General features: G+C 37.4%; 21 protein-coding genes and 1 other annotated feature. Of the genes, 9 read left to right on the top strand and 12 right to left on the bottom strand.

Translation table 11 applies throughout. From position 1 onward, the window contains the following. From IQI_RS05420 to cls, 3 genes are all read right to left on the bottom strand, one after another. The gene (locus IQI_RS05420; RefSeq protein WP_064091654.1) at positions 1-600 is read right to left on the bottom strand and encodes a GNAT family N-acetyltransferase; all 600 of its coding nucleotides are present in this window, start codon (positions 598-600) and stop codon (positions 1-3) included. Between the two features lie 103 nt (positions 601-703). Then, on the bottom strand, positions 704-961 hold the full coding sequence (locus IQI_RS05415) for a YpbS family protein (protein ID WP_408007012.1): 258 nt from the start codon (positions 959-961) through the stop codon (positions 704-706). 73 nt (positions 962-1,034) lie between these two features. Further along, positions 1,035-2,483 carry a cardiolipin synthase gene (gene cls / locus IQI_RS05410; protein ID WP_064091652.1) on the bottom strand — a complete coding sequence of 483 codons (1,449 nt, stop codon included), beginning with the start codon at positions 2,481-2,483 and terminating at the stop codon, positions 1,035-1,037. Positions 2,484-3,032: 549 nt separating this feature from the next. Here cls and IQI_RS05405 point away from each other — a divergent pair. From IQI_RS05405 to IQI_RS05385, 5 genes are all read left to right on the top strand, one after another. Next, positions 3,033-4,130 (top strand): sensor histidine kinase, encoded by a 1,098-nt coding sequence (locus IQI_RS05405; protein WP_064091651.1) that lies wholly within the window; start codon positions 3,033-3,035, stop codon positions 4,128-4,130. A 1-nt stretch (position 4,131) separates the two neighbouring features. After that, positions 4,132-4,764: a response regulator gene (locus IQI_RS05400; RefSeq protein WP_064091650.1), complete on the top strand. Its 633-nt coding sequence runs from the start codon at positions 4,132-4,134 to the stop codon at positions 4,762-4,764. A gap of 524 nt (positions 4,765-5,288) precedes the next feature. After that, entirely contained in the window at positions 5,289-6,221 is a 933-nt protein-coding gene (locus IQI_RS05395) for an ABC transporter ATP-binding protein (RefSeq protein WP_064091649.1), read from the top strand. 12 nt (positions 6,222-6,233) lie between these two features. After that, positions 6,234-7,502 carry an ABC transporter permease gene (locus tag IQI_RS05390; protein ID WP_064091648.1) on the top strand — a complete coding sequence of 423 codons (1,269 nt, stop codon included), beginning with the start codon at positions 6,234-6,236 and terminating at the stop codon, positions 7,500-7,502. Further along, positions 7,499-8,608 carry an ABC transporter permease gene (locus IQI_RS05385; RefSeq protein ID WP_064091647.1) on the top strand — a complete coding sequence of 370 codons (1,110 nt, stop codon included), beginning with the start codon at positions 7,499-7,501 and terminating at the stop codon, positions 8,606-8,608. The genes IQI_RS05390 and IQI_RS05385 overlap by 4 nt, the downstream gene beginning before the upstream one ends. 114 nt (positions 8,609-8,722) lie before the next feature. On the opposite strand, the gene IQI_RS05380 is transcribed toward IQI_RS05385, so the two are convergent. From IQI_RS05380 to safA, 5 genes are all read right to left on the bottom strand, one after another. Continuing rightward, positions 8,723-10,156 carry an alanine/glycine:cation symporter family protein gene (locus tag IQI_RS05380; protein WP_064091646.1) on the bottom strand — a complete coding sequence of 478 codons (1,434 nt, stop codon included), beginning with the start codon at positions 10,154-10,156 and terminating at the stop codon, positions 8,723-8,725. 441 nt (positions 10,157-10,597) lie between these two features. Then, complete coding sequence (locus IQI_RS20540; RefSeq protein ID WP_156509843.1) at positions 10,598-10,765, bottom strand: hypothetical protein; 168 nt, start codon at positions 10,763-10,765, stop codon at positions 10,598-10,600. Positions 10,766-11,052: 287 nt separating this feature from the next. Next, positions 11,053-11,466 carry a CBS domain-containing protein gene (locus IQI_RS05375; RefSeq protein WP_064091645.1) on the bottom strand — a complete coding sequence of 138 codons (414 nt, stop codon included), beginning with the start codon at positions 11,464-11,466 and terminating at the stop codon, positions 11,053-11,055. Between the two features lie 134 nt (positions 11,467-11,600). Then, the gene (locus IQI_RS05370; protein WP_064091644.1) at positions 11,601-12,110 is read right to left on the bottom strand and encodes a hypothetical protein; all 510 of its coding nucleotides are present in this window, start codon (positions 12,108-12,110) and stop codon (positions 11,601-11,603) included. Between the two features lie 381 nt (positions 12,111-12,491). Continuing rightward, positions 12,492-13,112: a SafA/ExsA family spore coat assembly protein gene (gene safA / locus IQI_RS05365; protein WP_064091643.1), complete on the bottom strand. Its 621-nt coding sequence runs from the start codon at positions 13,110-13,112 to the stop codon at positions 12,492-12,494. A gap of 157 nt (positions 13,113-13,269) precedes the next feature. Between safA and IQI_RS21140 the strand changes: the two genes are divergently transcribed. From IQI_RS21140 to IQI_RS05355, 3 genes are all read left to right on the top strand, one after another. After that, positions 13,270-13,428 carry an Lmo0850 family protein gene (locus IQI_RS21140; RefSeq protein ID WP_306471845.1) on the top strand — a complete coding sequence of 53 codons (159 nt, stop codon included), beginning with the start codon at positions 13,270-13,272 and terminating at the stop codon, positions 13,426-13,428. Positions 13,429-13,510: 82 nt separating this feature from the next. Continuing rightward, positions 13,511-13,798: a hypothetical protein gene (locus tag IQI_RS05360; RefSeq protein WP_231893385.1), complete on the top strand. Its 288-nt coding sequence runs from the start codon at positions 13,511-13,513 to the stop codon at positions 13,796-13,798. Positions 13,799-14,003: 205 nt separating this feature from the next. Beyond that, positions 14,004-14,903: a diacylglycerol/lipid kinase family protein gene (locus IQI_RS05355; RefSeq protein WP_064091642.1), complete on the top strand. Its 900-nt coding sequence runs from the start codon at positions 14,004-14,006 to the stop codon at positions 14,901-14,903. Positions 14,904-14,939: 36 nt separating this feature from the next. Here IQI_RS05355 and IQI_RS05350 read toward each other — a convergent pair whose 3' ends face one another. The 4 genes from IQI_RS05350 to IQI_RS05335 all read right to left on the bottom strand — a co-directional run bounded on the left by IQI_RS05350 (position 14,940) and on the right by IQI_RS05335 (position 20,449). Further along, positions 14,940-15,521: a YqaA family protein gene (locus IQI_RS05350; protein WP_064091641.1), complete on the bottom strand. Its 582-nt coding sequence runs from the start codon at positions 15,519-15,521 to the stop codon at positions 14,940-14,942. Positions 15,522-15,732: 211 nt separating this feature from the next. Continuing rightward, a complete protein-coding gene (argS, locus tag IQI_RS05345) occupies positions 15,733-17,421 on the bottom strand; it encodes an arginine--tRNA ligase (RefSeq protein WP_064091640.1) in 1,689 nt (562 codons plus the stop codon). A gap of 66 nt (positions 17,422-17,487) precedes the next feature. Then, positions 17,488-17,693 (bottom strand) — a binding site (T-box leader). A 51-nt stretch (positions 17,694-17,744) separates the two neighbouring features. Further along, on the bottom strand, positions 17,745-18,920 hold the full coding sequence (locus tag IQI_RS05340) for an FtsW/RodA/SpoVE family cell cycle protein (protein ID WP_064091639.1): 1,176 nt from the start codon (positions 18,918-18,920) through the stop codon (positions 17,745-17,747). Positions 18,921-19,093: 173 nt separating this feature from the next. Beyond that, positions 19,094-20,449 carry a hemolysin family protein gene (locus tag IQI_RS05335; RefSeq protein ID WP_064091638.1) on the bottom strand — a complete coding sequence of 452 codons (1,356 nt, stop codon included), beginning with the start codon at positions 20,447-20,449 and terminating at the stop codon, positions 19,094-19,096. Between the two features lie 386 nt (positions 20,450-20,835). On the opposite strand from IQI_RS05335, the gene IQI_RS05330 reads away from it, so the two are divergent. Continuing rightward, positions 20,836-21,609, top strand: coding sequence for a hypothetical protein (locus IQI_RS05330; protein WP_064091637.1), 774 nt, complete (start codon positions 20,836-20,838; stop codon positions 21,607-21,609). The last annotated feature ends 24 nt before the right edge of the window (positions 21,610-21,633 follow it).

Genomic DNA, 21,633 nt, shown 5'->3' with positions numbered 1-21,633 from the left:
CTATAAAATGTTTGCACTTTCAACTTTTTGTTTGTGCATGTAGGAAAATTCTTCTCTTAAAATGGAGTACATTTTTAAATCTCGATGTTTCCCCTTTATGAATGCAGTTTTTCTTAATATTCCTTCATAGGACATCCCTATTTTCTCCATTACCCTTGAAGAACCAATGTTTTCTACGAAACACCTTGCTTGAACTCGAACTAAATCCATATGATGAAATCCAAATTTAATTACTTCATGTGCGGCTTCTGTTGTGATGCCCTTACCCCAATAATCCTGAGAAATGACATATCCAATTTCAGCTGAATTGTCCTTCACTTGCCACGAAATAAAATCAATTGTACCGATAAGTTTTCCGTTTTCTTTGTACACTATCCCCCAAGGAGCAACTTGATTGTTCTCGTATCGGGTTAGTACAAAATCAACAAACTCTTTCGTATCAGATATTGTTTTGTGAGTGTCCCAGGTAACATACTTAGATACTTCTTCATTAGAACCATATGAAAACATATCTTCAACGTCTTCTACCGTTATCTTTCTTAATATTAGCCGTTCTGTTTCTAACGTGGGTAAATTGCCAAATATAGTTTCTATGTCCATAAAGCCACCTCTGTTATTGTTAGTTATTACCATTATATAGAAAGTTTACAAATAATAAAGAAAAAGTAGCATTCGTGAATAATTGAATGCTACTTTTTCTTTATTATTTTAGTGTTTCCGCATATTCTTTTACCATATCTGTTGTAACGAGCTTTCTTAGAGGAACAACACCTTGTCGGGCAAGGGCATTGATTTCCTGTGTGACCGAATTAATACGATCTGTTGTAAAAGACTCCCCATTCAAGCACAGCTGAACGGCTTCACTGATTGCTCTTTCTCTAAGCTCGTCTAATATCATAAATTCTTGTACAAGTTGGTTTTGTTTGGTTGAATGCTTTGTAATCTCTTTATGTACACTCATGATTTCATTCCTCTCTGATTGAAGTGTTCTATCTTCTATTATGCCTTCTTCTTCGTAGAAATCGCAATATTCATTATAAAATTGGCGAAATCAGCCTCGAAACCGATTCCTTAAAGCGTATGATCATTGGTCTCTCGTTATAAATTGCAAGTGTCATTTCTTTACTTTTATTAATATCGGACATGAAAATCGTACTTAATCTTTCTGATAAAGATTTATCATAGATGAAAGCATTCACCTCAAAGTTTAATCTGAAGCTTCTTACGTCAATATTGGCAGTTCCAACGGAAGAAATGAGCTCATCAACGACAATGGTTTTTGCGTGAATAAACCCATTCTCATAGATGTATATTTTCGCACCAGCCTTTAATAATTCACCTATATAAGAATAGGTAGCCCAATACACAAATAAATGATCTGGTTTATTTGGAATCATTATGCGCACATCTACTCCCGTGAGTGCAGCAATTCTCAATGAATCTAACAAACTTGCATCCGGTATGAAGTAGGGCGTTTGTATGAAGATCGATTTTTTAGCAGATGAAATCATTTTGATGTAGCCATTTTTTATTTGCTCCCACTCTGAATCTGGTCCACATGTGACCATTTGAATGCCAGCCTGACCCTTAAATTGAGATTGAGGAAAGTAGCGCATATTATAAGCGATCTTCTTTGACTTACTTGCTTGATTCCAATCCAGGATAAACCGTGTTTGCATAGCTAAGGAAGCACTCCCGACTATTCGAAGATGAGTATCTCTCCAATAGCCGAACTTTGGGTTTAATCCTAGGTATTCGTTACCCACATTAAATCCCCCAACATAACCAACCTTTCCATCAATCACAACAATCTTTCTATGATTCCGATAGTTCAGGCGCAAATTGATAAAAGGGATTTTTGAAGGGAAAAACACTTCAACTTCTCCGCCGGCAGTGAGAAGGTCTTTGAAAAATCGTCTCCTTGTTCGACGAGAACCCATTTCATCATATAATAACCGAACCTTTACCCCTTGCTTCGCTTTGTACGTTAGTCTGTCTACTATTTTTCTTCCAAGGGTGTCATTTTTGAAAATATAGTATTGTATGTGAATATGATCCTTAGCTGAATCTATGTCTTTTAGTAATGAATTAAATTTATCCTCTCCATGTGTGTACACGGTCACTTCGTTGTCTTGGGTAAGGAGAGCTTCATTATTGATTAAGTGCATATAAATGAGGTCTTGATAGATATAAGTTGTGTCGCTGCTGAAAGAGAAGCGGTGCTCTTTGAGAGCGGTGATTTGACGCTGTATCAGGTCTTCAATACCAATTCTCTTCATTTCCTCCCAATCGAACAAGCGCTTACGACTTAAGTTCTGACCAAAAATTAGGTAAAGTATGAATCCAAGTAAAGGAATGAAAAAAAGAACCATAAGCCAAGCCCACGTAGCACCTGCATCTTTTCTTTCTAAAAAAATGACAACAGCTGCTGAGGCAAGATTAAGTACGAAAAGAACCCCTAATAGGATCGAAAGAATGTCCATTGTCATTACTCCTTTGTTATTTGTCTTTATCTAGTATACCTAAAATCATAGAAAGCTCTTTTCATAAGGATGTTTTCGTTTAAACTTTTTTGCTCTTGAAAAAACGAGTAGTGATTGATTTCCGCGCCAATCAACTTTAAAGCATGATTTTCTTAATATAGACTAAATAAATACCTTACACGTTTCGAGAACAGCCTATTTTCAAAGTGTACAGTGGTCGATTTTAGTTCGGATAGTAGAAATACTTTTTTAGATTGTTTTTATCACTATTTAGCTCTGTCATGTATTTTCTTGAAGATGGTGAGGGGAACAGCGTAGACTCCTGCGGGAGTATGGGCGTGCCGAGACCTCGGAAGCGAAGTAGTTTCCCTCACCACCTAGCATCTACTGGTTGACAGAGCCATTAGAAACTCATGTTATAAAACAACAATCTTTTAAAAGGGCCTTCCATAAAGATTGTTGTTTTTATTATAGTTTATTCTGAAGTATGTTGACTGAAATGGATTAATTTAGTAATTTCAAAGTAAGATAGTAGAAAGGATGTAGTGTGTGAAAAATTCTTTCATTCGAACCATCATACTTAGTATTATATGGGGACTTTATATAATAGAATCCTCCTTGCAGAATAATTCTTTAATTTTACTGATTATTATTTATTCTACCTCAATTTCTTTATTCTTTTTTGTTCCAGTCGCAAAGAAGTCATATTTATTATACTGGGCTCAGCTTTTAATCATTATTGGTGCTACTCTCGTAGGCTCTCTATCTATTTATATATGGGCCCTTCTTTGTTTTTTTCATCTCGAAGGGAGTATGTACCTTCACCCTTCTAAATATCGCTCGTTTCTTTCTCTAACCATTATTCTGATAGGAGTAGAAATGGCAATCTTCTTGTCAAGCTTTACCTATGTGGACCTCATCATAGTCGGACTATTTCTATATTCAACCTACCAATTAAACACTCTATTTCATAATCGAAAAGAACAACGAGACTTGTACGAGAAACTTTTAGGGGAGTACCGCAAGCTTAAAAGACTGCTTTATGTTACAGAACAGCATTCAAAAGCAGAAGAGAGGACAAGGATTGCACGGGATATTCATGATTCTGTTGGACATAAGCTAACAGCTCTTTTAATGAAAATAGAAATGCTGTCGATTCAACATGGAAAGGCGGCATATGAGGACCTAAAGCAGTTGGCAAAGGATAGTTTAGAAGAAACCAGAGAAGCTGTTAGTACCTTGAAAGAAGGAGAGGTCACAGGGATTCAATCGGTTCTCCAATTAATTCGCAAGCTGGAATCTGAGAGTCATATTATGATTCAGCTAACCACTCAACAAGGTGTGTTATCTACTCCCTTAACAAATAAACAAAATATCGTTCTGTTTAGAAGTATTCAAGAAGGTATAACGAATGCAATGAGGCATGCTCATGTAAGAGAAGTAAAAGTAACTTTAGGAAAAACAGCTCAAGGGCATTTAAGTCTGAAAATCACGAACCATATTCAACCTAGTAAACCGTTTCAACCAGGTTTTGGTTTGAAAAATATGAAAGAACGAGTTGAAGAACTCGGTGGGAAGATTGACATTCATCAAACAAGCGATGAATTCAGTATTAATAGTTCCTTTCCACTAAAGGAGGCAGAATAACGTGAAGAGTATATTACTAGTTGAAGATCAAGGAATTGTTCGACAGGGGCTCAAAATGATGATCGAGCAGGACTCATCATTAAAGGTAGTGGCAGAAGCGGGAAATGGAAACGAAGCCATAGGAAAGATGGAGTCGTACGCCATCGATCTTATTGTCATGGATATTCGAATGCCGGAAATGAACGGTATTGAATCAACTAGAATAATAAAGAAGAAATGGCCAAACGTAAAAATCTTAATCCTGACAACCTTCAATGACGATGAATATGCTCTACAAGCTCTAAAGGAAGGAGCCAATGGCTTTCTTTTGAAAACAGCGGAAGGAGAGGAATTAATTCAGTCCATACATAGTTGTCTTAGCGGCGGGATGACCATCCATCATGAAGTGGCGGCAAAGGTTGTACCTAAACTCCTTTCCCATCAAAAAGAGCCACAAACTCCTCATCCTCTAACACCACGAGAGGTTACAATTACTGGATTAATTGGACAAGGATGTACCAACAAAGAAATTGCGGAAAAACTGTTTTTATCAGTAGGAACCGTGAAAAATCACATCTCTCAAATCCTTCAAAAACTGGAACTGAGAGATCGCACACAGCTAGCCATCTATGCTGTGAAAAATGATATTGCCTAAACCGGCGCAGTCGTTGTGCTGGTTTTTTCATTGCTGAAAGTACATACATTAAGGCTTTTAATAAAACGGATCTTTTTTTCAAACAGTTGTTTTTTTACGTGTTGGAAGGTGAGGGGAATTCTTAACAGATTTTTATAGTGTAGAAATATTTTAATAGAAAATAAATTTGTAACCACAACTTGAAATTACCACAGCACTCATTAATTAAATTATTTCATTTTAGAAATTCATGCTGTGAAAGTTGATTGGAGCGGAAGGTGCTCGACTCCTGTGGGAAAAGCGGGATAGGTGAGACCCCACAGGCGTAGCCGAGGATGCTCACCGCCCGCCCCGCGGAGAGCGAGCATCCTGAAGCGGAAATCAACTATTACTTTCTACTCTGAAATAGCAACAATTCTTTAGAAAGGGAATAATAAAATCATGTGACGGAAGTCATGGGTAGAAATGAAAACTGGTGACAAAGGTAAGTGGGAGATAAGCAAGCAGATGAGTACAATAAGATTAACGACAAGGAGGCGGTTCATGTGTTGGAAGTGGTAGAACTATCTAAACACTACAAGAAGAATAAGGCAGTTGAAGGCGTCAACATGTTTTTAGAACAGGGTGAAACAGTTGGCCTGCTTGGTCCAAATGGTGCTGGAAAATCAACGACAATTTCCATGATTTCATCTCTGGTTGCACCTACTCAAGGAGATGTGAGATTAAGAACAGAGAGCATCCTTAAGCAGCCACAGGCACTTAGAGATGTCCTTGGAGTCGTACCTCAAGAAATCGCACTTTATACTGATTTAACTGCAAAAGAAAATCTTGAATTCTTTGGTAGAATCCATCATTTAAAAGGAAACAATCTACGAAACAAAATTGAAGAGGTATTAGAACAAATAGGCCTTTCAGAAAGACGGAACGACATCGTTAAAACCTTTTCAGGAGGTATGAAGCGCCGTCTCAATATAGGCGTTGCTCTCCTTCATGACCCCCAAATTTTAATAATGGATGAACCGACTGTTGGAATTGATCCACAATCGCGAAACTATATTTTAGAACAAGTGAAACGCCTCAACAAAGAAAAGAATATGACCATCCTCTACACAAGTCACTATATGGAAGAAGTAGAGTTCTTATGTGACCGCATTTATATCATGGATAAAGGTCATATCATTGCTTCAGGGACGAAAGATGAAATCAAAAGTATTCTATCTTCAGAATCTACTATTCTTATTAAATTAGAGAAGAGTTCATCGTCTTTTGTAGAGCAGCTGCACCAGCTTCCGTTAGCAAAATCCGTCACTGCTCAAGAAAAGAGTGTAACCGTTGTTGTTCCGAAAGAAGTGAATGCATTTAACCAAATTTTTCAGATAGCAGAAGAAACAGAAGCTCGAATTGTCTCCATAGATCGAAAAACTCCTTCCATCGAGGATGTGTTTTTACATTTAACAGGGCGAGCATTAAGAGACTAGGAGGGAAGGGAAATGATTAGTCAATTCATTAAAAAGCAGCTTCTCCTTATGATTCGAAACCCACAAATCCTACTTACTCTCATAGGCATGCCCCTCATCCTCATCACCATCCTGGGATTTGCCCTCGGAGGCGTCATGAGTGGAGAACAACCCTCCATCGAAGCGAAAGTGGCCATAGTCGAACAGAGGGACGGACCTCAAGAATTAGAACGATTTTTAAAGGACCTCGAACAAACGAATATTCCTAATGAAGGAAAGGAAGCCATTGCTGAATCAGCTTCTCAGCTTTTGCCTATGAAAATATTAAAGGAGGAGGTACTCGGAAATCCAGAGCTGAAGAAGTATATTATGGTGGAAGAGAAAAAGCCTGAGGAACTAGATGACGTAAGAGAAGATGATTCCTATTCAGCCATTATCGAAGTTCCAAAGGACTTTACTTACAATATCCTTCACTCCCTCTTTTTAGAGGGGAATAAAAGACCGACACTAAAGGTGTACCAAAATGAAGGAAAAGAACTCACATCAAATATAATGAAAGACCTACTAACAGGGTTCCAAGAACAATATTCACTCTCCTCAACCATTGGGAAGTCCAGCGGATTTATAGTAGACGCAAGTTCCATGGGGAGCGGAGTGAAGGGGGAAATTGCCTACGTAGAAGATAAAGTAGCTCTTACCTCAACGGCATTCTACGCTGTGGGGATGAGTGTTATGTTTGTACTCTATATAGCTTCTAATATGGGTTCTTTTGCTTTTCGAGAAAAAGAGGATCATGTTTTCGATCGAATTATTTTAGCGAATGTTTCGATATGGAAGTATTTTAGTAGTATTTTAGCTACAACCGTTATACTCGCTTTTTTACAGCTTGGAATCCTTTTTGGTGTTTGTGCTCTTTTATATGGAGTGACATGGCCGAATATGATTTCATTTATGATTGTCACTGTCTTCATTAGCTTAGCCGTCGGAAGTATTGGAACCCTCTTAACTTCTTTAAACTATCGTGCGAATTCCGAGACCTTTTCTAGTTTTTTCTCAACCGTAGTGGTAACGGTATTTGCCTTTATTGGGGGTAGTTTTGGTCAGCTTTTTTCTTCAGATTTCATCCAAACACTTGGAAGCTTAACTCCTAATGGAGCAGGGATGACAGCTTATTTCAAAATATTCCAAGGTTATAATCTAATGGATGTCTACCCTGAGATAGCTTCACTTTTAATCTTTACGTTTGTCATTTTAGTACTATCCATCATTCTTTTTCCACGGGAAGGAGGGAAAACTGTATGAAGGGAATTCTTTTTGCTAAATTTCGCTTATTCCATCGAAAGCCTTGGCTGTTTGTCATTATGTCAGGAGTCTGTATCATGTTTGCCTACTTTACAAGTCAAGGTGGGATTGATAAAATCGCCATCCCCATAAGCGTAGTGGGAGACTCAGATAAAACAGGAGTGATACTCAACGAGTTAAATAAGGCTGAGGCATTTCAATTTACTGAAGTTCCTCAGGAAGAGCTAAAGGAACTCGTTGGAGAAGGGAAAAGAGAAGGAGGGCTCATCCTTAAAGAGTCTGATTTTATTGTGATCATTTCATCTAAAGCAGCTAACGTTTCACTGCTGCAACAGGTGGTAAGTAAAGTGTATAGTGATATACATCAAAAGAACGCCTTAGAGGTGGGAGCAGAAGAAAGTGGCGTCTCTTCTAGTGAAGTTACAACGTGGTATGAAGAAGCGAAGGAGTCACCTGTTTTTACAATTGAACAGTCGACTTTTAGAGGAAACGAAACCTTTGTATACGATCCAAAACTCCAATCTCTATTTGGGTTTTCTTTATTCTTTGTGATTTACACCATCGCTTTTAATGTAGCCTCTATTTTAATGGAGAAGAATGCAGGAGTATGGGATCGGATGATTCTCTCGCCAATTCGAAAGTGGGAAATGTATGTAGGGAATCTTCTTTATAGTTTTATACTGGGGTATATTCAATTGGTGACGATTTTCCTTGTTTTTCGTTATATTACCGATGTGAATTTCTATGGTCGTTTTGGATCTGTATTGCTTCTATTGCTACCTTATACCTTCGCGATTGTAGCCTTATCCATGCTCATCACAGGGGTAGTCAAGAAGGTGCAACATTTTAACGCAGTAGTTCCAGTTGTAGCCGTAAGCATGGCTATGATTGGGGGTGCCTATTGGCCACTGGAAATTGTTGATTCACCTATCTTATTAGCATTATCAAAGGTAGTACCTATCACTTATGGAATGGAGCTCTTAAAAGGTGCAACTATAAACCAATTGGCTCTTGGAGAACTCATGTTTCCCATTTCCATACTCGTATTAATGGGAGTATTAATGATGGGGATCGGAATTAATTTTATGGAAAAGCGTCATATTTAGTGAGGCATGTTTTAAAATCAACAATCTTTGAGAATAAAGCCTTAAGAAAAAAGCGGATAAATACAGTCACAATGACCGCATCTATCCGCTAATTTAAGTGGATTCTGAAATTAATTATTCATTCGCTGCTTTTTTACGTACTTCAGACTCTCTGAGAGGCCAGCTTTCTACCCCTTTTAATCCCGGGATGTCATCTGCATAGAAGACCGGATCCAATCCGTTTCTACGTTGCTCCATATAATTATTTAAAGCTTTAAAGGCAATAGGAGCTAATATACCAATCGCAATTAAATTTGTCAGGGCCATGAGAGCCATGGATAAATCGGCTAAGTTCCAAACAATATCAAGGCTTGCAACAGAACCAAAGATCACCATTCCTAAAGCGACTATTCGATAAACGAGAAGTCCTGTCTTACTTTTATTAATGAACGGCAGGTTTGCTTCTCCGTAATAGTAACTACCAATAATCGAGCTAAAGGCAAATGTGAAGATGGCAATGGCTAGGAATATCCCTGCCCAAGAGTTGAAATGCTCAGACATAGCTGCTTGAGATAGCTCAATTCCGGTTAATCCAGAACCGTATGCATCAGAAGTTAAGATGATAAACGCTGTTGCTGAACAAACAAGTAACGTATCAAAGAATACTCCCAGTGCCTGAATAAAACCTTGTTTAACAGGGTGAGTAACAGATGCTGTTGCAGCTGCGTTTGGTGCACTACCCATACCTGCTTCGTTAGAGAATAGTCCGCGTTTTACTCCATTCATAATCGCAGCACCGATTCCTCCACCTAGAACCTGTTCAAATCCAAATGCACTTTTAAAAATAAGCGCGATTACTCCAGGCATTTCTGTAATGTTTGTAATGACAACAAACAAAGCTAAAATAATATAAAACGTCGCCATAATTGGGACAATGATAGAAGAAAAGCTTGCAATACGCTTCACTCCACCAAAGATGATAAGAGCTGTTAAACCAGCTAAAACAATTCCAATTCCTAATCTACTAATATCAAATGAATTATTAAATGCCGTTGCAATCGTATTACTTTGAACCGCATTAAAGGTAGTACCAAAGGATAGGAGAATAGTTACCGCAAAAATGGAACTCATCCAACGCTTTCCTAATTGCTTCTCCATGTAGTAGCCAGGTCCACCTTTGAATCCTACTTTATCTTTCACCTTGTAAATTTGAGCAAGTGTACTTTCTACAAACGCACTAGCTCCTCCTAGAATGGCCACAAGCCACATCCAGAATACTGCTCCAGGTCCCCCAATTGCTAAGGCAATGGCTACTCCTGCTAAATTACCTGTACCAATTCGAGTACCTGCTCCAATAAAGAATGCCTGCAAAGATGAAATTTGTTTCTCCCCATCAGCTTTGGTAACATCTTTATCGCCTAATAATCGTAACATTTCACCGATATGGCGAATTTGGACAAATTTTGATCCAATCGTGAAATATAATCCTAATATAATTAGTAATCCGATTAAAATATATCCCCATAATATTGAATTTGCACCTGTGACTAAGCTGTTTAAAAAGTCCATAAGAACCCCCTCGAAAATTTGTGTCGGTCGTGGGTACTATTATCTGAAAAATATAAATAAAAGTCAAGTTATTATCTGAAAATTTAAATTTTACCAAAAAATCATTTAGAGGTTCGAACTATTTTGTCATAGTAATATAAAGTTTTTTTAAAGAGTTAGGTCATAAGCGAATAAAGGAATCATTATTTTAGAATAATGAATACACGTTAAACAGAATAATATTTCAGTAAAATATATTGCAGAGTGCAAGAATCATGGGGCTTACTCGAACGAAGTACATAAATAAATTGCCATAGAAACCCATGGCAACATATTGAATATCATTATGAGTGCGTTAGAATCAAATGATCATATGTGGAATAATAGTTAATATGGTATGAAAGAAGAATAAAAAGATGTTAAAAGTTTCTGGAACTAATGAGAAGACTTTCTGAAAGAAGATTAATAATAATTCCAATAGCCTAAAACGAATAGTAAAATACCAGTAATCATGGATATTCCAAATAACATGAACAAGAAGTCTATAATGCTATCAACAAATATCCTTTTTCGTGATTCACGTTTGAAGTTTCGAACTTCCCTGCGATAAGATCGTGCTGTACGGCTCACTTTAAAATCCCTCCTCTAATATGTATTAGCATGTATAAAAGAAATTCGATAAAAAACAAGAAAATCCTTCCTCTATGTGAAAAAAATGACGAATTTGAGGGACGGACCTTTATTTCATGAAAGGGAACGGATTAACCATAAGAAAGCCTACCAAAAAGAAAAAATCCTTTTCGGTAGGCTTACCTTATGTTAAGACTTCCCAGTAGGCTTTACTCTATGCTCTGATTGCTAGAGGCTTATGGTCACAGTTGAATTGACATAAAACCCGTCTTCTCATCCTCCACTAATTACCTTAAATGGTTTTCAGAGATTTGACTCAGAGCTGTACCGGCACTTTGGTCTGATTTTTGTTGTACTGCCAAGTCTCCTAACGCCAACATCCCAACGAGCTGCCCGTTTTCTACTACAGGTAAGCGACGTACTTGGTGTTGAGACATTAACGCTGCTGCATCTTCAACAGATGAGTCAGGAGAGATCGTCACAACATTTTGTGACATTACCTGAGAGACATTTCCCTGTGCTCCTTGAGAAAGTCCGCGGGTAGCAATGTCACGGTCAGTAATCATACCGACAACTTGTCCGTTTTCAACAACGGGTACAGAACCTACGTTTCTGGAACTCATTTTTGAAGCAACGTTCTCAAGTGAGTCCATATTAGAAGCTGCTTCAACATTTGTCGACATAATATCACGTACTTGCATTTAAATTCCCCCTTAATGATTTTGGCAGTACAAGTATATTATTTGATTTATCCTCACAACTATTCTTTATATGTACAGGGATTTTTTGCAAACAAAAAAGCTAACCTGTATCATCAAGTTAGCCTTGTGCTTCTTCACTTATAAGAGGTTGACTCGGAAGAAGATCGATGGAAAATCATCGATAGGATAGGTACAATCACGATAAATGTAAATATCATTACCATAATAAGGAGAAGGGAAGGAATCGTAATAGAACCTCTCATATCATCCTTATGACTTTGGGAAAACTCGTTTAAATCATCATTTAGAACAACTGAGCTTGATGATAACAGTTTGCTGTTTGTAAGATCATAATAATAAATTTCATTTTTTGAGAAATGGAAAAAATCGTCTCTCTTTTCTTTATAAGTTACAAATAGTACCTTCATCTTTACCACTTCAGTCTCATCACTTATCGTGACTTCTCCTTGAGTATCAATGAAATCTCTAACTGTTACTGATCCTGCTTCAAAGTATGCTTCTTCTGTACTTAAAAATGCTTCAATTGAGTCAATAATCGGGTCACTTGCCGAAGTACCTTGGCCAAAGAAACCCCACAATAAAAGTGCAAAAAAAGAAAAGAGCCAAAATTTTTTAAGTCTCATATAAATCCCCCTTTTAAGGCTAGATGCTCTATATCTCCTTGAAACAACTCGTCTATCCTTAAAATGTATGCTCTTTGTGAGGGATTTATGGCAATAAATTAAAGTCATATGTTTCTGTCATAGGGTCTGTGCTAGATGGTAAGGGGAACTGCTACACTTACAGCTAGCGTTCGTCTTCGCTTCCAGAGTCTCGGCTCAGCCGAAGAGACTCACCGCCCGCACCGGGGAAAGTGAGCATCCTAAGTGGGAATCAACTACTACATTCTTCTCTAAAATAGCAACAATCTTTGCGAAAAGGACCATACAAAAAGACCAATCCTAGGTAGTCTAGGATAGGTCTTGATGTTGTAAGTAAACAATATAGATAGAGTTTCTGCCTAATTATTTTGAAATGAACATTTGAGTCCAATAGGTACCGTATGATCCTCCTTTAGCGTAACCTACTCCAATGCGAGTATAGTTTCCAGAAAGGATATTTTTACGGTGTCCCGGACTGTTCATCCATTCGCGAACTACTTGCTCTGGACTCGTTTGACCAGCTGCGATATTTTCTCCTGCTGAACTGTATTGAATGTTAAATCTTTTCATCATGTCAAAAGGTGAACCGTACGTAGGGCTTGTGTGTGAGAAATATCCAACGTCTCTCATATCTCTTGATTTATACCGGGCGACCCTGGATAACTGCCAATCAAGGGATAATGCGGATAAACCAGCTTTTTGTCTTTCTTGATTTGTAAGATCAATTACCTGCCTCTCTACTGATTTTACTCCTTTAATTTGAGGGATATTAATTTTTTGACTTGGATAAATTAAATCAGGGTTTGGTATTTGAGGGTTTGCCTCAATGACTTCTGATAATCCAACACGGAATTTCTTAGAAATTTTCCAAAGAGTATCTCCTTTTTTAACATAATAGGCTTCTGCTGCAAATGTGTTAGTTAGGTTAGTGATTCCAAAGACTAGTGACAAGACGACAATAATTAGGGGAATTTTTGTTTTCATGAGTTTAAATTGTGTAATAATCCTTAAAATATTCTTAGAAAAAAATAAAAAATAGGATTATTGTTTCATTTTTAGGGAATAGGAAAACCATCTGAAGGAAAGTGAAACTTTTTTTAATTTCAAACGTACAAATAGGTAACCAAAATAGAATGACGAGGTGAATAACGTGGTAAAGGAGAACGATCGTTTTAAAAAGGTGATAACGAAACTGTCAAACGTTGGGGTTAACATTTCAAAAACAAAGTCAAGACGAGAAATTCTTCATTCACTAAAGCAATACCAACCCTTACCTAAAACTTTAACACAAGACTCCTAAACATATTAAATCTAAAGGTTGAACAGACATATTCCCTTTACTCTTTTGATATATTAAGTAGTAGTGAAGAGGAGGGAAAGGTATGGAGAGAATGATGTTTGATTTACAAGCACTGCAGGAAATTCGTAAAAAAGCAGATGAAATCTCATACAGATGCATGAGCAGGAATCAACCTTCTGATTCTAAAAGCTTAAGTGTTGCTTTGGATCAAGTTTGTCGTGCTCTGGCTATGTTTACAGAGGTAGAAATTCAGCGGATGCAGCATAACTCTATTCCATATGACCCCCAAAGCTATATAAAAGGGAGACTTGGAGTTGCTCATCGTTCAGTCCTTCATCATTCTCCAAAAGAAGACTCAAACACAGCCTAAAAAAGAGGTTGACCCAAAGTTGATTGGGAAGAGGTTATCGCTATTTGTCACTTGTGAACCCATAGAAATGTCAATCTGGCAGTAATCTCATTTAAGACAAAATTAATTAAGGTTGATCACTTCACTATTTTGGATCAGCCTCTTTTTATGTAGAGAAAAAAGCTATTTATCCATGTAAATATATAATGTTAGGTGACGATGATCTATGACCAAATTCTCGGAGATCTTATTAGTGTGCAACGGAAAGGCAGGTCAAGGGACTCTTGAGGTTCAGTTAAAGGATGCAGTGCCGCCTTTATTAGAAGTTTGCCACACACTAACCATTCATGAAACGAAAGAAAAAGGTGACGCAGAAAAAATATGCAGGGAAAAGGGTAATCAATATGAGCTTGTGATTATCATGGGGGGAGATGGCACTGTCCATGAAGGGATCAATGGCTTATCTTCTTTAGAAAGCAGTCCATTAGTAGCTATTTTACCAGGGGGAACCTGCAATGATTTCGCTCGATCATTACATATTCCTATGAATATAAGACAAGCTGTACGTCTAATTACGGAACTTCCTCTTGAGAAAAATATTGATATCGTTAAGGCTGGAGATCGTTATTTTAGTAATTTTTGGGGGACGGGCCTGATTTCCAAAACCGCCGATAATATAGATGTCGGGTCGAAAAGTGTTTTAGGTAAACTCAGCTATTATATTAGTGCCTTTCAATCGATTCAAGAATCTCCTTTTATTGATGTAACGATTACAACAAAAGATAAAGTACTTAAAGAAGAAGTTGTAATGGTATTAGTTGCAAATGGCTGTTCGATTGCAACCAATCCTTTACCTGACTGTATTAATATGGAGGATGGACTATTGGATATCTACTTAGTAAAGAAAAGTGGTTTTCCATTACTAAAAGAATTCTTTTTTATTAAAAGTACAGGGGATGTTCGAGATGAATTCGACGACATCATTCATATTCAGGCATCAGAAGTAGATATTGAATTAAGTGAGAATGAGAAGATAGATATGGATGGAGAGCTATACGAGGGGAATAAACAATCCCTTAAAGTATTACACCATCATCTTAGATTTATCGTTGGAATAGAAGGATAAAAAAGGTAGTGGATTTTTAAAATCCACTACCTTTTTTTATACTGTTTGTTTTTTCTTTTTTATTATTAAATAAATAATATAAATCAAGATCAAAACTCCGCCTGCTGCAAGAGTAAGCATTGTGAAGTTCTCTTCAATAAACGGCTTTGCCTTTGCACCTAAAGCTAAAATAAGCGCTCCTTCTAGGAAGAAACGAATTCCTCTCCCAATAATTGACCAGATGACGAGGACTCTTATTTTCACTCCCGAAACACCTGCGAAAATAGTGAAGATTTTATATGGGACTGGAGTAAGACCAGCGACTAACAGGGCCATGGCTCCATATTTCGTAAAGTATTCTTCTACTTTTTGAATTCTCTTCTCAGAGAAGAGGTATACAAGAATCGGGCGACCGAGTTTCTTTCCAATGAACCAACCTAATAATGCTCCAATAACGGAAGCGATTGTTGTATAAAGAGCATAATATAATGCATTCTCAGGATTCGCAATAGAAAGGGGAATCAGTAAAACATCCGGTGGGATAGGGAAAAATGATGAATCTGCGAAAGAAACGATGATTAGACCCAAAACACCATAATCCAGTAACCACGCTTCGAAAGTATGTAGTAGTTCAGACATAATTATAGTAATCTCCTTTATAAGTAAAGCGTCATTTTCAAATTTTATAGAACATAAAAAAGTATATCACTTTTCACTTCTAGCGTCATGAAATATCCTTAAAGTAAGTCATTCTTACAAAGAACAATAACGAATCCCGACGTGTCGGGATTCGTTAGGTTAGATATCATAAAACACAATAATCTATTTCTCGGGAAATAGTGACAGCATTCTACATTTCTGATGGAGTGTTCATTCCTAGTAAACCTAAGCCTTCTGAAAGAACACTGGCCACTGCATGAACGAGGGCTAGTCGAGAAGGAAGACTGGCATCTTGGGAGATGATCTTTGTCTTACCATAGTAGCTGTTAAAGCTTTGTGCAGTATCTACTAAGTATTTCGCTATAATAGAAGGAGCGTAATTCTTCCATGCCTTCTCTACGATTTCCGGAAATAATCGTAGTTGCTTTATTACTTCCCAACTAGCAGCATCGTCTAAACCGTCGAAGGTAAAAGGTGTTGAAACGCCTGCTTTTCTTAATAGGGATTGAGTTCTAGCATAGGTGTACTGGACATAGGGACCAGTTTCTCCTTCAAAAGTAAGCATATTTTCTAATGAAAACTCGATATCATTCAATCGGTCACTTTTTAAATCATGAAAGATAATGGCCCCAACCCCAACATCTTTGGCTACTTTTTTAGCATCTTTAAGGTTAGGGTTCTTTAATTTGATGTTTTCTTCTGCCATGTCAATAGCTTCTTTAAGAACGTCTTGGAGTAATATTACCCGTCCTTTTCGCGTGGACATTTTCTTGCCTTCTTTTAAGTAGAGACCAAATGGAATGTGCTTCATATGCTCAGCCCAGTTATATCCGAGTTTTTCTAACACCTTTTTTACTTGTTTAAAATGAATGGTTTGCTCGTGTCCTACTACGTAAAGAGCTTCATCAAAGGAGTATTCACGTTGGCGATAGAGTGCTGCTGCCAAGTCTCTAGTTGCATATAGAGTGGCTCCGTCCGATTTTTTTATCAGACAAGGAGGAATGTTTTCATCTTCTATTCTCACAACCTTTGCTCCTTGAGAAGTTTCAAGAAGTTGTTGTGCTTGGAGTAACTCGACGATTTCCTCCATCTTGTCATTAAAGAAAGCCTCACCGTTATAGGAATCAAATTCAATGCCTAATAAAGCATAGATGTCTTTGAAAGCCTTAAGAGATTCATCTTTAAACCACTTCCAAAGGGCAGTTATTTCTTCATCACCATCTTCAAGAAGCTTAAAGGATTTTCTGCCTTCTTCTTCAAGTGAAGGATCTTCCTCAGCCTCATGATGAAATTTCTTATAAAGAGTAAATAGTTCTCCGATTGGATTTTCCTTGACCTTTTGAGGATCCCCCCATTTTTTATAAGCGACGATCAATTTTCCAAACTGTGTGCCCCAGTCACCAATGTAATTGATCTTTACAGAAGTGAAACCACATTTTTCTGCAATAGTAGCAAGGGAATTACCAATTACTGTGGAGCGTAGATGCCCCATAGAAAAAGGCTTTGCAATATTAGGGGAGGACATATCTAATACAATCGTTTTGTCTCGTCCAAACGTATGAGTACCGAATTGCTTCCCATTGCTTAAGAGCTCTGAAATGATTTCTTTTCCTGTTGTTTCGGAATTAAACTTAATATTTACATACGGTCCAACGGCTTCAACTTTAGAAAAATAAGAGGAATGCAAGGTTTCGGCAACCTCCTTAGCGATGAGTGGAGGAGCTTTTTTCATATGTTTTGCAAGCTGAAAGCAAGGGAACGCTAAATCTCCAAGATGAGAAAATTTTGGGGTTTCAATCATTGCATATATTTCTTCACTCGACATAGAATGCAACACCTGTGACTTTAATACATCCGTTAAAATTAATTTCAAATCCACATTAACACCTCCGGAAAATTAGAAGAACTATACTCTAAGACAAATAAAAAAACTCGTCTCTATTTAAATAGAGACGAGTTTAGCTCGCGGTACCACTCTTATTCCCCTAGGGGCGCTCATTGTATAACGGAATATCCGGTCCTTCTCTACTGAATTCAAGAAAGACTTCTCAGAAGTGCGCTTCATTCCGAGTTTCACACCAGGCTTCCACCATCCCCGGCTCGCTTATGTTTGTGTCCCGTCAGAATTACTCTCTTCATCATTGAATGTGTATATTAGATTAGATAATATTTTACACATTTTGGAGATAAATACAACACTTTTTATGAATCTTCTGAAGAAAACATATACGTTTTATGGTAAAAACGCATACTGAAAACAATTCCAAGGGCAAGCATATTCCCCATGAGGGAGCTTCCTCCGTAACTAATAAAAGGAAGGGGAATTCCTGTGATTGGTAATAACTGAATTGTCATGCCGATATTTTGGAACACATGGAAAGTAATCATGCTAATGATTCCTGCACAAACATAGGCATTGAACGGTTCTTTCGTGTCTAATGCCGTTTTGGTTAAGTGGTAGATTAACAGGAAGAACAGACTGATTACAACACTAGCTCCGATAAATCCATATTCTTCACCAATCACACTAAAGATAAAGTCAGTGTGGTTTTCGGGGATATAAACTTCTGCGTCACTATACCCTTTTCCGAAAATCTGTCCAGAGCCAATGGCATTTAAGGAATTAATTAAGTGAAAGCCTTCTAACTTAGAATAGTTATAAGGGTCTAACCATGCATAAATACGACCGAATTGATAAGGCTGAACCTTTAAATACTTCTCTAATAGTTCCGGTGCCCAAATCACTAAAGAGAAGATGATCCCTCCAATGACGGTGATTGAAGCGTAAATAGGAACAATTAATTTCCAAGTGATTCCAGAGACTAGAATGATCCCTGTCATAATCGCTAAAATAACTAGAGAAGTTCCTAAGTCAGGCTGCTGCATAATAAAAGCTAAAGGCACGAAGGTAGCTGCGCCAATTTTCAATAAAAGCTGAAAATCTGTTTGCAGGGTTTTCTTTGGGTTAAGCTCATGATGATTCGTAATAATCCTTGCAAGAGCCAAAATTAAAAATGTTTTCATAAATTCTGAAGGTTGGAGGGCACCTAATGGTCCTAAAACGAACCAACTGTGAGCTCCGTTTCGTTCGGGAACTATACTTTCGGGCGCTACTAAGAGAGCAAGAAGCAGGAATATCCCAAAGCCGTATACATACCACGCAAGTCGTTTATATTGATCCGGATCAAAGAATAGAGATCCACCAATAATGATGCCGCCTACTACATACCAAAAGGCTTGGCGAATAACGAAATTGGTTCCATAAACACTAGACGTTTGAGCACTGCTTATTCCAAGGGCACTTACAATAAAAAACAGCATTAATAAAAATGCTAGTCCCCAATCAATCCTATCAGCAAATCGCTGGCGAGTTTCCATAATTTATTCACCTGAATTTCTAAAGATTTCACATTCCTAGTCTAATAGAAAAGGCTGAAAATTTCTACTGTGTGACAAAGACTTCCTGTCATTTGTCGATTATGTATTCATAGAAAAAGCTGACAGCAGAAGGGATTCTAGCAGTCAGCTTTTAAAAAAATCCATTTATTACATTATTGTGAAAGTGCTTTGTCCGTTTGAATGATTGGGAGTTTCTCAATGACTTCTGCTTTCATAGGTTGCTTTTTGGTGACTTCAATTGTTTTTATATGGTGGTCTTCCATACGCTTTATATAAAAGGAGTAATCTGCAAACGTAATGAGATCTCCTTGTTTAGCTTCGTAGTTTTGGGTTAAGATCCATCCTCCAAGGGTGTCGACCTCTTCTTCATTCATTTCAATCCCAAGAAGGGTATTTAATTCACTGACTAAAACCTTTCCATCCAGAATGAAATGATCTTCTTTTAGTTTGTGTATTTGAGGTGTTTCATCTATATCAAATTCATCTCGAATTTCACCGACAATTTCTTCTACTATATCTTCAATTGTTACAAGGCCGGAGGTTCCACCATATTCATCTAATAAAATCGCGATATACGTTCGTTCTCTCTGCATTTTAAGAAGTAATATGTGGATGGGGATCGTCTCAATAACCTGTATAACCGGGCGCACATAAGCAGAAAGAGATTTAGTCGATGTTTCTTTATGAAGGAGGTCAGTAAATACTTCCTTCACATTGATAAACCCAATAATATGGTCTTTGTCCCCATCAATGATGGGATAACGGGTGAATTTCTCCTCTTGAACAGTATCCAAAAGAGTATTCATCTGATCATCTGCGGATAAAGAGACGATTTCCGTTCGGGGCACCATAATCTCTTTTGCCATTCGTTCGTTAAATTCAAAGATCTTATTTACGTATTTGAATTCAGATTGATTGATTTCACCGCTTTTATAGCTTTCTGAAACAATCATTCTCAGCTCTTCTTCTGAATGAGCTCCTTCATGCTCAGAGGCTGATCTTCCACCTAAAAGCCTTGAGACAATCTGTGCTGAACCGTTTAATGTCCAAATAAAAGGGTACATGACACGATAGAAGAGTATTAATGGTCGTGAAAATAATAGTGTAATCGTCTCAGCTTTTTGAATCGCCAGTGTTTTTGGTGCTAGTTCTCCTATGACCACATGTAAAAAAGTTATAACGGTAAAGGCTACACCAACCGAAATTCCATGAGTAACTGAATCAGAGATTTGAACGTTACCTAAAAGATTCTGTATCACCTTTGCGATAGCGGGTTCTCCTACCCATCCAAGACCTAACGCCGTTACAGTAATTCCAAGCTGGCATGCTGAAAGGTACTCATCTAAGCTCGTAATGACCTTCTTGGCAGCTAATGCATTTCCATTCCCTTCCTCAACTAGTTGCTCAATGCGTGATTTTCTCACTTTCACTATGGCAAACTCAGAAGCAACGAAAAAAGCTGTTAAACCAATCAGAACTGCGACAAGCACCAAACTAAATATGTCCAAATAGTTTCCTTATCCCGCGAAAAACGGGTAAGGAGTCACCTCCTACGGTTGTAAAAAATTAGATTTAATCTAATCTAAAATAGAAAAATTCGATTCTACTAAAGTTAAAATCATTATATGAATAAAGGGTGAAGTCGTCAAACCTATAAAAGTAGCCTATTTTATAATAAAGTATGTGAAAAACAGTCCAATATGTCTGTTATTTAAGGTTTTTCGTAATAAGGTAATGATTTGATTGACATTCGCATACTATATTACTATTTTCGACAATTCCCTGCGACTTTTGTCATCATTTTGAAATGAAATAGAAAAGAACGATTTCACCATTTCAATGATAAAATAGAAATACTAATCAGGCATCGTGATAATCAGATGGAGGGAATGTTTTGAAGGCAATCAATCAAGTTAAAGATTTAATCTATGTTCACAAAAATAAAGATCGTCAGTACGTTGTATCTTATGGTATAAGCTTTAATGAGTTTGCTGAACATTCACCTGACCCATTGAAGAACTTACTTTTGATTAAGCATCAGTATGAACATGGAGCATTTAATATACATACGCATCTGGAATATGTTGAGCAAGAAGAAATGAAGAACATCATGAATGATGGAGTACAGAACTATGGTGATTTCTGTTGGATTGACTTTGAAGAAGAAGTTGGAGTCAACGAACTAAATGGACAAGAGATCGCTGAGCTTCTTTATATGGGCCATGTAAAGGAACCTTTAACCCCTCCGTTTTATTCGAAGTTAAATAATCGCTATGCGTACCTTTCCCATGATGATGGGTGGTTTAACAAAATTTATTATAGGGATTTCGAAGACTTCTATTATATGCTAGGTTCAACGGTTTCTTCTAAAATCGGCTCTCTTAAAAGTGGAAAGAGCCTGTTCGGATTAAAAAAAGAAAAATCGTTCCCTAGTATCGGCAAGGATGTCATCTATTCCTTTAAGGAAAAAATAAAAGAAGGCATGGTCATTTCATTAGAAAAAGCCATACTTAGTAGAGGGAAACTAGAAATCCCTATTTGGGTCATAGGAGATTATTTTAATATGGATGAGATGGTGGAGGATTACAAGCAAATACGAAAATCACCAGCAAATGGACTATTGTCCTACGACCGTAAAACAAAATCTTGGTCTGCCTTCCTACGATAATAACCAGCAGGAGCGTGATAAAAG

The organism is Rossellomorea aquimaris TF-12, assembly GCF_001648555.1.
GTDB classification, from domain to species: domain Bacteria; phylum Bacillota; class Bacilli; order Bacillales; family Bacillaceae_B; genus Rossellomorea; species Rossellomorea aquimaris.
The sequence above is the reverse complement of the archived record's forward strand: the minus strand, read 5'-3'. Positions and strand labels throughout refer to the sequence as shown.

Coding starts and splice junctions, on each gene's coding strand:
- IQI_RS05420 (WP_064091654.1), bottom strand. CDS start 600: ATGGACATAGAAACTATATTTGGCAATTTACCCACGTTAGAAACAGAA.
- IQI_RS05415 (WP_408007012.1), bottom strand. CDS start 961: ATGAGTGTACATAAAGAGATTACAAAGCATTCAACCAAACAAAACCAA.
- cls (WP_064091652.1), bottom strand. CDS start 2,483: ATGGACATTCTTTCGATCCTATTAGGGGTTCTTTTCGTACTTAATCTT.
- IQI_RS05390 (WP_064091648.1), top strand. CDS start 6,234: ATGATTAGTCAATTCATTAAAAAGCAGCTTCTCCTTATGATTCGAAAC.
- IQI_RS05385 (WP_064091647.1), top strand. CDS start 7,499: ATGAAGGGAATTCTTTTTGCTAAATTTCGCTTATTCCATCGAAAGCCT.
- IQI_RS05380 (WP_064091646.1), bottom strand. CDS start 10,156: ATGGACTTTTTAAACAGCTTAGTCACAGGTGCAAATTCAATATTATGG.
- IQI_RS05375 (WP_064091645.1), bottom strand. CDS start 11,466: ATGCAAGTACGTGATATTATGTCGACAAATGTTGAAGCAGCTTCTAAT.
- IQI_RS05370 (WP_064091644.1), bottom strand. CDS start 12,110: ATGAGACTTAAAAAATTTTGGCTCTTTTCTTTTTTTGCACTTTTATTG.
- safA (WP_064091643.1), bottom strand. CDS start 13,112: ATGAAAACAAAAATTCCCCTAATTATTGTCGTCTTGTCACTAGTCTTT.
- IQI_RS05360 (WP_231893385.1), top strand. CDS start 13,511: ATGGAGAGAATGATGTTTGATTTACAAGCACTGCAGGAAATTCGTAAA.
- IQI_RS05355 (WP_064091642.1), top strand. CDS start 14,004: ATGACCAAATTCTCGGAGATCTTATTAGTGTGCAACGGAAAGGCAGGT.
- IQI_RS05350 (WP_064091641.1), bottom strand. CDS start 15,521: ATGTCTGAACTACTACATACTTTCGAAGCGTGGTTACTGGATTATGGT.
- IQI_RS05340 (WP_064091639.1), bottom strand. CDS start 18,920: ATGGAAACTCGCCAGCGATTTGCTGATAGGATTGATTGGGGACTAGCA.